This window comes from Aureimonas glaciei, assembly GCF_014643375.1.
Classification (GTDB): domain Bacteria; phylum Pseudomonadota; class Alphaproteobacteria; order Rhizobiales; family Rhizobiaceae; genus Plantimonas; species Plantimonas glaciei.
Map to the genome: position 1 here is coordinate 423,365 of NZ_BMJJ01000003.1, position 12,515 is coordinate 435,879.

The following is a 12,515-nucleotide window of genomic DNA, read 5'->3' on the forward strand; positions in this document are numbered from 1 at the left end:
CGGAGGAGACAGTCGATGCATTCCACCGAGCTGACGTTCGAGATCGAGCCGCGGGGCGACGCCTGGACGGTATCCTTCTGCCACGAGCCCAACGGCACGTTCAGCCGGCGCGTCGATGCCATCAGGGCGGCGGTCGACGAGGCCGACCGGATCTTCCGCCTCGGCCATGCCGTGCACGTCCTGGTCGACCGCCCAGAGCCCTGTCGCGACAAGCTGCCGAAGCGCGTTCTGCACGCACGGCTCTCCTGAAACGGGAGGGCTTTCCGCATCGCCCCCCTGTTCGACCCCTTGGTTTTCGCACTTACTTTTCCGAAAGCCGGACGGTTGGACTTCGGGATCGTCTCCAAGGCCACGCAGGGCGGGAGCCCCGCGCGGCAGATCTCCCGAAGAGAAATGGCAGGCGCTCTTAGAGGACTATTAATCCCCTGTTGTTAACGTGTGGCAAGAATATCTCAAGCCATATAAGTACAATCTGTCGGTAAGCAAGTCTTACTGATCTAGGGGCGGTTTTCATGGACGCTATCGACACCAACGCACTGCGCGAACGTCTCGACTTTCTCGGTATGGACGCGAAGTCCCGGGGCGTGCTGCGGCAGATGCAGCCGACGATCAAGAGCAGTGTCGGCGAGGCGCTCGACGCGTTCTACACCAAGGTGCGCAGCAACCCCCATACCAAGAAGTATTTCTCCGACGAGAAGCACATCGCCGCCGCCAAGGGCCGGCAGGAAAATCACTGGGGCGTCATTGCCGGGGCCGAGTTCGACGCCACCTATGTGACGGGCGTCTCGACCGTCGGCAAGGTGCATGCGCGTCTCGGGCTGGAGCCGCGCTGGTATATCGGCGGCTATGCGCTGATCCTCGAAAGCCTGATCGGGTCGATCGTCGCCAAGCAATGGCCCTCCCGCTTCGGCCGCAGCAAGTCGCAAGGCCTGGCCGACCAGCTGAGCGTCGTGGTCAAGGCGGCGCTGCTCGACATGGACTATGCCGTCTCGGTCTATCTGGAGACGCTCGAAGCGGAGCGCCAGGTCGCCGAAGAAGCCAAGCAGCGGACCGAAACCGAGCAGAAGGCGGCTCTTCGCGCCTTCGGCGAAGCGTTCAAGCAGCTGAAGGCCGGTAACATGGCCTGGCGCGTCTCCTCCGACCTGCCGGGCGAGTTCCAGGCCATGGCCGAGGATTTCAACGACGCGGTCGCGGAAATGGATGGAACGCTCGGCGCCGTCGTCTCCTCGATCCATTCGCTGCGGACCGGTCTCGCCGAGATCTCGATCGCCTCCAACGACCTCGCGCAGCGTACCGAGCAGCAGGCGGCGAGCCTCGAGGAGACCGTCGCGGCGCTTTCCGAGGTCAGCGGAGCGGTGAAGAACACCGCCGACAGTGCCGGCCGCGCCCAGGAAACGGCGATGGTGACGCAGACCAACGCCCAGAAGGGCGGCGAGATCGTCGGCCGTGCGGTCCTCGCCATGGCCGAGATCGAGACCTCTTCCGACAAGATCGGCAAGATCATCGGCGTCATCGACGAGATCGCCTTCCAGACCAACCTCCTCGCCTTGAACGCCGGCGTCGAGGCGGCACGGGCGGGCGAGGCGGGCCGGGGATTCGCCGTGGTGGCGCAGGAAGTGCGCGGGCTCGCCCAGCGTTCGGCGGAAGCTGCCAAGGAGATCAAGGACCTGATTTCGGCCTCCTCCAAGCAGGTCGGCGAGGGCGTCGATCTGGTCACGGCCTCGGGCAAGTCGCTCGGCGAGATCGTCCAAAAGGTCGGCGAGATGTCCGGCGTCGTCGCCGAGATCGCCCGCAGCGCCAAGGAGCAGTCGGTCTCCCTGCGCGAGGTTTCGGGCGCTGCCGACCAGATGGACAAGGTCACGCAGCAGAACGCCGCCATGGTCGAGCAGACGACAGCCGCCGCGCAGACCCTGACGACCGATACCGAGGCGCTGTCCGACCTGATCGGCCGGTTCCAGACGTCGTCCGGCGGCATGGGGGCCGCAAAGCCTGCCCGCGCTGCGCCGCGGCCGACAGCCTCCCGCGCCGCGCCGCGCCCCGTCGCCCAGATGCGCACCACCGGCAGCGGCGGTGCCGCGCCGAAGGCAGCCCCGGCCGCATCCGAATGGGAAGAGTTCTGACCACTTCGCCTGTTCAAGGCGACAGAGAAGGCCGGCAGGAGACTGCCGGCCCTCTCTCGTTCTGCTAGTCTCCGGCCGCCGACGAGGAGCCGCCGATGACCGCCCGCAAGCCGACAGAGCCCGAGATCCTGCAGTTCCAGGCGATGTGCGACGGCTACTATCCCCCCAATGCCGTCGCCGCGTCGATCGCGCAGCAGCGGACCTGGTACGACGGGCTCTGCCGGGAGTTCGACGCGCCGCGCCCGGCGGGCCTGACCAGCCTCGATCGGTCGATCGGCGGCGTCGGCGTTCGCCACTACCGGCCGGCCCGCACCGAAGCGATGGCCACCATCCTCTATCTGCACGGCGGCGGTTTCGTCGTCGGCTCGCTGGAGAGCCATGACGCGATCTGCGCGGAACTGGCGGAGGCCGCCGCGGCGGAGCTCTTTGCCGTCGACTACCGGCTGGCGCCCGAGCATCTCCACCCCGCCGCCTCCGACGACGGCATGACGGTGCTGCGCGCGCTCCTGGCCGAGGGGCGGACCCTCGTCCTCTGCGGCGACAGCGCCGGCGGCAATCTCGCCGCGGGTCTGGCCTTGCGCGCCCGCGACGAGGGCCTGTCCGGAATTGGGGGGCAGGCGCTGATCTATCCCGGGCTCGGCGGCGACCTCGTCAGCGGCTCCTATGCCGAGATGGCGGAGGCGCCGGGTCTGACGACGGCCGACGTCGCCTACTACCGCAGACTCTACGCCGCCGCCGAGGACGACGCCGTGGCTCATCCGCTGCGGGCGGAAAACCTCCACGGCCTGCCGCCAGCCTACATCACGGTCGCCCGTTTCGATCCGCTGCGCGATGATGGCCGGCGCTATGCCGCCCGGCTCGCCGAAGCGGGGATCGACGTCGCTTTTCGCGAGGAGCCCGAGATGGTGCATGCCTGGCTGCGGGCCCGGCACATGAGCCCGGGCGCGCGCGCTGGTTTCGACGCGCTCGCGGCGGCCCTTGCCGCGATGGTGCGCCGCGCCGGCTGAGGGGAGCCAGGGGCGCGGCGGACATCGGGGCTCCGCCGCTCCGGCCGCTCACATGAAGTCGCGCGGAATGCGCTTTTCCCAGGTCTTGCGATGCACCTCGGCATCGCCCTCGCCTTCGGACGCGGTGGCTTCGGCCGAGATCAGCCATTCGCTCGCCGTGCAGGCGATGCGCGCGACCGTGTTCGTCCGCACCACCCAGCCGGGCCGGCGCATCTCCGTTGTCCAGCGCGACAAGCCCCGCATCGACAGGGGATCGCTCGGATCGATCGACCAGACCTCGTCGCGCACCTGCCGTGTCGACAGCCCGGTGCCGGGATGCTCGAACAGGCCGGTGTCCTCGAGGATATGGTAGTGCGTCAGCCCCGCCTGGAGATCATGCTCCACGCGCCGCTCGGTCTTCCCCGGAGCATGCTCGATATAGGTCGGCAGCGGATCGGGGGCGGCCGGCTCGGGCAGGGCGACCGTCGTGGCCTGGCCGAGGAGCGGCAGGCCGAGCGTCAGGTCGGCGGTGTCGATGGAAACGGCGCCGGCGTCGGGGGCGGGCAGCACGATCGGCCAGTAGGCGGTCGACAGCGACAGCCGCAGCCGGTGCCCCGGCCCGAAACGATAGCCGCAGGCATCGAGCACCACGGTCACTGTGACGCGCTCGCCCGGCACCAGCGCCGCGGGTTCGGCATGGCCGTCTCTGTGCGTGAGGTTCAGGACGCCGAAGCTGACGCGCGTCGCTGTGCCGTCGGGATGCACGTCGACGAGGCGGGCGATGAGGTTGCCCGAGGGCGCCTCCGGCACCAGCGACAGCGTCAGGCGCGGCTGGCCGAGGAGTTCGACCGGCGCTTCGAGGGGTGCGGTTTCGAAGGTGAGCGAACCCGCATCGTCGCGGCGCTGGTCGCCGGCCATCTCGGCATCGGGCTTCAGGGTGAAATATTCGCCGGCCATGATGCCGGTATCTCCCGGCGACTGCAGGAAGAACCGCGCTCCCGGATTGCCGCTTGTCGTGCCGCCATTATTCGTGCCGTTGGCCGTGGCCGTGGCCGTGCTCAGGCGCCGCTGCGCATCGGCATGGAGCATCATCATGTCCGGCGCCGACCAGGTGTCGACCGCCACCCAGCGGCCCGGGTCTTCCGCGCGTCGCCGGGCGGGGCGGGGGCCGTCGAGGATGTAGGCGCGCACCTGCGGCAGCGCCTCGGCACCGTTCGGCACGTCCTTCAGCCAGCGATCCCACCACAGGATCGCCTCGCCGAGAAAATCCATCCGCGGTTTCGGCCAGGCGAAATGGGGATATTTGTGCACCCAGGGACCGATCAGCGCCTTGGCCTTGGGTCCGAGACCCTCGACCGCCTTCAGCGGCGTGTTGCGGTAGCCGTCGGCCCAGCCGGCGATGACCAACGCCGGCACGGGAAAGCCGTCAAAATCTTCGCCGATCGAGCCGTGCTGCCAGAAGGCGTCGCGGCGCTGATGCTCAAGCCACTCCTCCAGCATGAAGGGCTCGCCCTCCAGCCGCTCCAGCCACATCGCCTTCCATGCATCGCCGACGAGGGCGGGATCGGGCGCGCGCGACTGGTAGGCCAGCATGTTCGACGCCCAGGCGAGATTGGCCGAGAGATGACAGCCGTTCTTGTAGTGGATGTCGTCATTGTAGCGGTCGGTGGTCGAGGCAAGCGAGATCACCGCCTTCAGCGCGGGATGCTTCAGCGCCGCCACCTGCAGACAGTTGAACCCGCCCCAGGAGATTCCCATCATGCCGACGGCGCCGGACGACCAGGGCTGCGCCACGATCCAGTCGATCACCTCCAGCGCGTCGGAGAGTTCACGCGGCGTGTACTCGCCGTCGATCACGCCCCCGGATTCGCCCGAGCCGCGAATGTCGACGCGCACGCCGGCATAGCCGGCCTCGGCGAAGGCGGGATAGGTGGATTCGTCCCGCGGGCTGGTGCCGTCGCGCTTGCGGTAGGGCAGGAATTCGAGGATCGCCGGGACGGGCTCGCGCGCCGCGCCGTCCGGCATCCAGAGACGGGCGGCGAGGCGCGTGCCGTCGGCAAGCGTGATCCAGGTGTTTTCGATAACGGTATGGGGCATAAGCAACTCGATTTTGGGAAATCTGTTGGGGCGGGGAGGGGCTTGCTCCACGCGCGGTGGCGTCCCCCGCTTGGTGGAGAGGACGAAGGGCTAGCGCACGAGCACGGGTCACGCAGCCCGGGCGGCCTCGCTGATGGCCTCGGCCACCCATTCGTTCAGGCTCTTGTCGGCAGCCGCAGCAGCAGCGACCGCCGCCTCGTGTGTCGCCGGATCGAGCCGGACGTTGAATTTTCCGGAGAATGCCTTGAACGGCTCGACGCCACGCTGGGCACATCCTTCCAGGTAGACTCTTAGCGAAATCGAGCCTTCCTCGGCCAGCTTGTCCGTATCCTTGGCATAGAAGTCGGCCCCGCCGGTGAGCCCGATAAATGCGCCGCGCAGCATGCCGATTTCCGGATCATAGGAAACGAGCGCCTTGCGGCCATCGATCTCGATGATGTTCCTCACGGTCTCACTCCGTTTGCCTCGAGCCATTGCCGGATCGCCGCGACCGCACCTTTATCAGTGTCCGGCGATGGGTGCGGGCGATGAAACACCCGGACCTCTCCGAACAGAAAGACCCGGACGCGCGAGCCCTGCGCTTCGTCGATCTCGGCGCCCAAGGCCAGGAACAGTGCTTCGATGTCCTGCCAGCGGAGCGTGCCGGCGACAGGTCGGGCAAAGATCGCCTGAATCGTGGCTCTATGCTTGCGCCTCATTCGTTTTCCGACGCATAATGGTACTATTATCCAGTACCGAAGTCAACGGAAGCGAGCTTTCATGCTCGTCATCCCGGTCAGGCGTGGCATGACGACATCTTCAACGTTGCGCCCCAGAAGCTCACGACGCGAGGATATCGAGAGCTCAATTCCCCGCCGCTGCCATCCGCCTCTGGTCTCGCACCTCTTCCAGCCAGCCCACCCGCATTTCCGGCACCGACTTCAGCAAGAGGTCCGTGTAATCGTCGAAGGGCGGCGAAAGCGCCTCGGATTTCGGGCCGAAGCGCACGAGGCGGCCGCGGTGCATGACGGCGACGCTATCGGCGATGGCGCGGACAGTGGCGATGTCGTGGGTGATGAAGAGGTAGGAAACCTCGGTTTCCTTCTGCAGGCGCATCAGGAGCTTCAAGATGCCGTCGGCAACGAGCGGATCGAGCGCCGAGGTCGGCTCGTCGCAGAGGATGAGTTCGGGCTCGGCGGCGAGCGCCCGGGCAATGGCGACGCGCTGCTTCTGCCCGCCGGAAAGCTCGGCGGGGTAGCGGTCAATGAAGCCCGCATCCATCTCGATCTCGGTCAGGAGCTCGCGGATGCGGGCCGCCTTCTTGGCGCCGCGCAGGCCGAAATAGAAGGTGAGGGGGCGGCCGATGATCTGCCCCACGGTGTGGCGCGGGTTCATCGCGGTGTCGGCCATCTGGTAGATCATCTGGATCTTGCGCAGGTCGTCGCGCGAGCGCTTCGCCAGCTCCGCCGGCAGTTCGCGTCCCTTGAAGAAGACGCGGCCGTTCTGCGCCGGAAGCAGGCCGGTGATGACGCGCGCCAGCGTCGATTTGCCCGAGCCGGATTCGCCGACGACGGCGAGCGTCTGGCCTTTCGGCAGGTGCATCGAGACGCCGTGGAGGACGCGCAGGCCCGAGGGGTAGCCGGCGTCAACATGGTCGATCGACAGGAGCTTGTCGGACTGGTCCACCGCCTCCGCCTTGCCGAGCTGGCGGATCGAGACGAGCTTTTTCGTATACTCCTCGCGCGGCGCCTCGAGGATCTGCCGCGTCGTGCCGTATTCGACGGTCTTGCCCTGCTGCAGGACCATGATGTCGTCGGCGATCTGGGCGACGACGGCGAGGTCGTGGGTGACGTAGATTGCGGCCGTGCCGGTGTCCTCGATCGCCCGCTTGATGGCGACGAGTACGTCGATCTGCGTCGTCACGTCGAGTGCCGTGGTCGGCTCGTCGAAGACGATGAGGTCGGGCGAGGGCAGGAGCGCCATCGCCGTCATCGCGCGCTGCAACTGGCCGCCGGAGACCTGGTGCGGATAGCGGCGGCCGAAGGTTTCGGGGTTCGGCAGGCCGAGGATCTTGAACAGGTGGTCGGCCTTTTTTCGGGCCTCTTCGCGCGTCATCAGGCCGTGCTTCAGCGCCGCCTCGATCATCTGGTCGCCGAGCCGGAAGGCCGGGTTGAAGGCCGCCGCCGCCGATTGCGCGACATAGCAGACTTTTGCGCCGCGCTGCTGGCGCAGTTCCGACGGGCCGCAGCTGACGAGATTTGTGCCGTTGAGGGTCACGGTCCCGCCGGAGATCGTGATGCCGCCGCGGCCGTATCCGAGCGCGGCGAGGCCGATGGTCGACTTGCCCGCGCCGGACTCGCCGATCAGGCCGAGGACCTTGCCCTTCTCAACGTCGAAGGAAACGCCGTGGACGATGGTGATGTTGCGCGCCGGCTCGCCCGGCGGATAGATGCGGGCCTCGATGACGAGGTCGCGGACGGAGAGGAGCTCGTTGGTCATCCGCGGCCGCCCTTCAGGCTGGAGGTCCGGTTGAGCAGCCAGTCGACGACGAGGTTCACCGACACAGCGAGCAGCGCGATCGCCGCCCCCGGGATCAGCGCGGCGCCGATGCCGAAGATGATGCCGTCCTTGTTGTCCTTGACCATGCCGCCCCAGTCGGCGGCCGGCGGCTGGATGCCGAGGCCGAGGAAGGAGAGCGTCGAGAGGAACAGCACGGCGAAGGCGAAGCGCAGGCCGAATTCGGCGAGCAGCGGCGACAGCGCGTTCGGCAGCAGCTCGCGAAAGATGATCCAGCCGGTGCCTTCGCCGCGCAGCCTTGCCGCCTCGACGAAGTCCATCACGACGATGTCGGTCGCCACCGCCCGGCCGAGCCGGAAGACGCGGGTGGAATCGAGGACGGCCATCACCAGGATCAGGATCCACAGTTTCTGCGGCAGGACGGCGAGGACGACGAGGGCGAAGATCAGCGTCGGGATCGCCATCATCAGGTCGTTCAGCCGCGACAATGCCTGGTCGGTCCAGCCGCGCAGGACGGCGGCGGTGAAGGACAGGAGGATGCCGAGCGAGAAGGACAGGAGCGTCGCGCAGGCGGCGACGAGGATCGTCGTCTGCGCCCCGAAGATCAGGCGCGACAAGAGGTCCCGGCCGAGATTGTCAGTGCCGAGGAGGAAGGTCGCTCCCATCGGCTCCCAGACGTCGCCGACCACTTCGGTCTCGCCATAGGGCGCGATATACGGGGCGAACAAAGCGCAGAACAGCGCCAGCGCGATGCCGGACATGCCGATCCAGGCACTCAAGGGGATGGTGCGCCATCTCATGTTGGGACCTTCACTTGGGATGCCTGAGGCGCGGATTGAAGACGATGCCGAGGATGTCGGCGATCATGTTGAGGATTATGTAGACGGCCGCGAACAGGAGGCCGCAGGCCTGCACCACCGGCATGTCGCGTACTGTCACCGCGTCGACCATGTACTGGCCGATGCCGGGATAGACGAAGACCACCTCGACCACGACGACGCCGACGACGAGATAGGCAAGGTTCAGCGCGATGACGTTGATGATCGGCGCGATGGCGTTCGGGCCGGCATGCTTGGCGATGATCCGCATCTTCGAGAGCCCCTTCAGCTCCGCCGTCTCGACATAGGGGCTGGCCATGACGTTGAGGATCGCGGCGCGGGTCATGCGCATCATGTGCGCCAGCACCACGAGGACGAGCGTGCCGGCCGGCAGGATGATCGCCTCAACGCGCTCCAGGAAGGGCATGCCGGCATAGACCGTCGAGGGAAACGAGACCCAGCCGAGATTGATGGCGAAGAGGAAGATGAAGAGGTAGCCGACGAAGAACTCCGGCAGCGAGATCGCCGCCAGCGAGAAGACGTTGATCACCCGGTCCGGCAGCCGGTCGCGATAGAGCACCGAGAGCATGCCGAGGCCGACGGCGAGCGGCACCGAAACGACGGCGGCGAAGGCGGCGAGGAAGAGCGTGTTGCCGAGCCGGTTCGACAGCTGCTCGGTGATCGAGTTGCGGCTCGCCCAGGAGGTGCCGAAATCACCCTGCAGGGCGCCGCCGAGCCAGGAGAGGTAGCGGGTGACGGCAGGCTGGTCGAGACCGAGCTCGCGGCGGATGTTCTCGACCGCTTGCGGTGTTGCGGACTGGCCGAGATAGGTCTGGGCGAAATCCCCCGGCAGCGCCTGGATGCCGAGGAAGAGAAGCAGCGAGACGGCCAGCAGCAAGAGGAAGCTGATCGCCAGCCGCTGCAGGATCATCATGGCCAGCGGATTGTCGCCGGCAAAGCGGCGAAAGGCCGGGAGTCCGGGCTCGTTCGACCGGGGCGTCGGCGGAAGGGAGACGAGCACTGCGCCCGCGGTGCCGGCCGTCGCCAGAGGGTCCCCCGCCGGCAGCGCGCTGGCCGGGTTGCCCGTCTCGGTGGTCCCGAGCCCGGAAGCCATCAGGCTTCGAGCCAGACGCGGGTGGCGACGAAGCCGTTGGACATGTCGTTGCCGATGTCGTGGACGTAGCCCTTCACCTTCTTGGTGGAGGCGTTCACGAAGTCGTTGAACATCGGCAGGATCAGGCCGCCTTCGTCGCGCACCATCGTCGCCATGGTGCGGTACATGTCCTTGCGCTTGGGCTCGTCGAGCTCGGCACGGGCTTCGAGCAGCAGCTTGTCGAAATCCGGACGCAGGAAGCGCGTGTCGTTCCAGTCGGCCTTGGAGCTGTAGGCCGTGGTGTACATCTGGTCCTGCGTCGGCCGGCCACCCCAATAGGAGGTGGAGAAGGGCTGGACGTTCCAGACATTCGTCCAGTAGCCGTCGCCGGGCTCGCGCTTCACCTCGATGTTGATGCCGGCCTTCTTGGCGCTCTCCTGGTAGAGAACGGCGGCGTCGACGGCACCGGGGAAGGCGACGTCGGAGGTGCGCAGGAGCACCGCGCCGTCATGACCGGACTTCTTGTAGTGGAAAGCCGCCTTGTCGGGATCGTAGGCGCGCTGCTCGATGCCTTCGGGGAAGAGCGCATAGGTCTCGTTGATCGGGAAATCGTTGCCGACCTTGCCGTAGCCGCCGAGAATGGTCTTCACCATGGTCTCGCGGTCCATGGCGTATTTCAGCGCCATGCGCAGGTCGATATTGTCGAAAGGCGCCGTGTTGCAGTGCATGATGAAGACGTAGTGGCCGCGGCCCGACGTGTTCAGGATCTCGACGTTCGGGCCGCGCTTCAGGAGGCCGACGGTCTTCGGGTCGACGCGGTTGATGAAGTGGACCTGGCCCGAGGACAGGGCGGCGACACGGGCGGTGGCGTCGTTGATGACGATGATCTCGATCGAGTCGACATAGCCGCGGTCCTGGCGCCAGTCGTTCGGATTCTTCTCGAAGGTGGCGCGCACGCCGGGCTCGAAACTTGCCATCTTGTAGGGGCCGGTGCCGATCGCCGCGTTGGGATCGTCGAAGCCGCCATTGGGCTGGATGATGAGATGGTAGTCGGAGAGAAGCAGCGGCAGGTCGGCATTGCCTTCGGCGAGGGTGATCACAAGATCGCCGCCCTCGACCTTGAAGTCGCTGATCGACTTCATGACGCCGAGCGCGCCGGATTCGGACTTCTCGTCGGTGTGACGCTTCAGTGTCTGGAGCACGTCCTCGACGGTCATTTCCTTGCCGTTGTGGAACTGCACGCCCTTGCGGATCTTGAACGTCCAGATCTTGGCGTCGGGCGAGGATTCCCAGGATTCGGCGAGCGCGGCGACGGGCTGGCCGGTCAGCGGATCGCTTTCGACGAGCATGTCGCCCCAGTTGCGGCCGACCACGAAGAGCACCTGCGACAGGTATTTGGCGGGATCGAGCACGTCCGTGGCGGCGCCGCCCTCGAGGCCGAGCTTCAGATGACCGCCCTTCACGGGCTCCGCCGCGGCAGCGCTGGTGGCAAACATCGAACCCGCGGCCGACAGGCTGACGCCCGCGGCAAGCGCGCGGCCCATGAAGTCACGCCGGTTCATGCCGCGGGTCACCTGGTTGCCCAGATATTTCAGATAATCGCTCATCGTCGTCTCCGTTTGTCGGCGGTTTTTGGAAAGGCCGCTGGAAGCGGCCGAGATGCCAGGATCCGCGGCTGACACCGTCAGGACCGCCAAGATACAAGCTATCGACGGTCAAGGGCAGCAAGTTGTCAAAGTGCGACATTGCTTGTCGTGTCTGTGCGGTATCTGTCTACATTGAATACCGGAAGCAAAGGAAAAGAATATCTGCCAAAATATTCATCGCGCTATGCAAATAATACGTTCACTTCGACGGGCGGTCTGCTTGGAGACTGCCGGCGCCGAAGGGCAACGCCACGATTTCTACAACCCGCGGTGAGCTTTGCGGGCTTGGCTCGGGCTTGTGCCGTAGCGGTGCCGAAAAGCTCTGGCGAAGGCCGAGGCGGACTGAAATCCGCAATTTGTCGCAACAGACGTCATATTGTCGCGACTTTCAAGCACCAATCGCCGCGCCGCCTCCAGCCGCATGCCGCGCACGAAATCCTGCGGCGACTGCCCGACATGGGAAACGAACAGCGTTTCCAGTGTCCTGCGGCTGATGCCAAGGCGCGCTGAAAGGGCTGAAATAGTCTGTGGTTCGTCAATCTGGCTTTCGATCAGGCGGATGGCCGCCGCCAGTCTCGGCTCGAACCAATCGAGCCGGCCGAGCGACAGGCTCGGCTGGGGATCCTCTCCGGCATGCGCCCGCTCGTAGATGAACACGCTGGCGACGCTGAGCGCCAGGCCGTAGCCCTGCCGCAGCCGGATCAGGTCCAGCATCATGTCGAGCGTCGGCGAGGCGCCGCCGCTGGTGAAGCGATCGCCGTCGACGACATAGCGGCTGGAAGACACGTCGATGTCGGGAAAGCTGTCGGAAAAGCTTGCCAGATCCTCCCAGTGCGTCGTGGCGCGGCGGCCGGCGAGAACGCCCGCCATGGCGAGGACGAAGGCGCCGGATTCGACGCCGCCCAGCGGCAGCCGCCGCCGCGCGCACTGCCGCAGCCCCTTCATGACGGAAGGTCCGGCGTGCCGGGCGACGTTGAAGGCCGCCACGACGACGAGGGTGTCGCTGGTGGTCTGGGGCTCGAACGCCCCGTCCACCGCGATCTGGAGCCCGCTCGAGGTCAGCACCATGGCGCCGTCGGACGACAGCACCCGCCAGCGGTAGAGGGTGCGGCCGGATACGCGGTTCGCCGCCCGCAGCGGCTCCACCGCCGAGGCGAAGGAGAGGAGCGAGAACTCGGGCAGGAGCAGGAAGTCGATCGACAGGACGTCGTCGCTGGCCGCGAAGATTTGAGAGCGCATGCGCATCCGGTATCATCTTC

Annotated in this window: 11 protein-coding genes; 3 read left to right on the forward strand and 8 right to left on the reverse strand. The window is 66.6% G+C overall.

Annotation, left to right across the window (positions count from 1 at the left end; genetic code table 11):
- Window positions 1-15: 15 nt before the first annotated feature.
- The 3 genes from IEX88_RS08750 (at window position 16) to IEX88_RS08760 (ending at window position 3,127) form a co-directional block, all read left to right on the forward strand.
- The gene (locus tag IEX88_RS08750; protein WP_188850192.1) at window positions 16-249 is read left to right on the forward strand and encodes a hypothetical protein; all 234 of its coding nucleotides are present in this window, start codon (window positions 16-18) and stop codon (window positions 247-249) included.
- A 263-nt stretch (window positions 250-512) separates the two neighbouring features.
- Window positions 513-2,120, forward strand: a complete 1,608-nt coding sequence (locus IEX88_RS08755; protein WP_188850193.1) for a globin-coupled sensor protein — start codon at window positions 513-515, stop codon at window positions 2,118-2,120.
- A gap of 95 nt (window positions 2,121-2,215) precedes the next feature.
- Window positions 2,216-3,127 (forward strand): alpha/beta hydrolase, encoded by a 912-nt coding sequence (locus IEX88_RS08760; RefSeq protein ID WP_188850194.1) that lies wholly within the window; start codon window positions 2,216-2,218, stop codon window positions 3,125-3,127.
- 48 nt (window positions 3,128-3,175) lie between these two features.
- Here IEX88_RS08760 and IEX88_RS08765 read toward each other — a convergent pair whose 3' ends face one another.
- The 8 genes from IEX88_RS08765 to IEX88_RS08800 form a co-directional block, all read right to left on the reverse strand.
- Complete coding sequence (locus IEX88_RS08765; RefSeq protein ID WP_188850195.1) at window positions 3,176-5,203, reverse strand: CocE/NonD family hydrolase; 2,028 nt, start codon at window positions 5,201-5,203, stop codon at window positions 3,176-3,178.
- A gap of 108 nt (window positions 5,204-5,311) precedes the next feature.
- Window positions 5,312-5,650, reverse strand: a complete 339-nt coding sequence (locus tag IEX88_RS08770) for a type II toxin-antitoxin system HicB family antitoxin (RefSeq protein WP_188850196.1) — start codon at window positions 5,648-5,650, stop codon at window positions 5,312-5,314.
- Window positions 5,647-5,901, reverse strand: a complete 255-nt coding sequence (locus IEX88_RS08775) for a type II toxin-antitoxin system HicA family toxin (RefSeq protein ID WP_188850197.1) — start codon at window positions 5,899-5,901, stop codon at window positions 5,647-5,649. Before IEX88_RS08775 ends, IEX88_RS08770 begins: the two co-directional genes overlap by 4 nt.
- A 145-nt stretch (window positions 5,902-6,046) precedes the next feature.
- Window positions 6,047-7,681, reverse strand: coding sequence for an ABC transporter ATP-binding protein (locus tag IEX88_RS08780; RefSeq protein WP_188850198.1), 1,635 nt, complete (start codon window positions 7,679-7,681; stop codon window positions 6,047-6,049).
- Window positions 7,678-8,499, reverse strand: a complete 822-nt coding sequence (locus tag IEX88_RS08785; protein ID WP_188850199.1) for an ABC transporter permease — start codon at window positions 8,497-8,499, stop codon at window positions 7,678-7,680. The genes IEX88_RS08780 and IEX88_RS08785 overlap by 4 nt, the downstream gene beginning before the upstream one ends.
- A gap of 10 nt (window positions 8,500-8,509) precedes the next feature.
- Window positions 8,510-9,631: an ABC transporter permease gene (locus IEX88_RS08790; protein ID WP_188850200.1), complete on the reverse strand. Its 1,122-nt coding sequence runs from the start codon at window positions 9,629-9,631 to the stop codon at window positions 8,510-8,512.
- Window positions 9,631-11,217, reverse strand: coding sequence for an ABC transporter substrate-binding protein (locus IEX88_RS08795; protein ID WP_188850201.1), 1,587 nt, complete (start codon window positions 11,215-11,217; stop codon window positions 9,631-9,633). Before IEX88_RS08795 ends, IEX88_RS08790 begins: the two co-directional genes overlap by 1 nt.
- A 297-nt stretch (window positions 11,218-11,514) precedes the next feature.
- Window positions 11,515-12,501, reverse strand: coding sequence for a GlxA family transcriptional regulator (locus IEX88_RS08800; protein WP_244639967.1), 987 nt, complete (start codon window positions 12,499-12,501; stop codon window positions 11,515-11,517).
- Window positions 12,502-12,515: the final 14 nt, after the last annotated feature.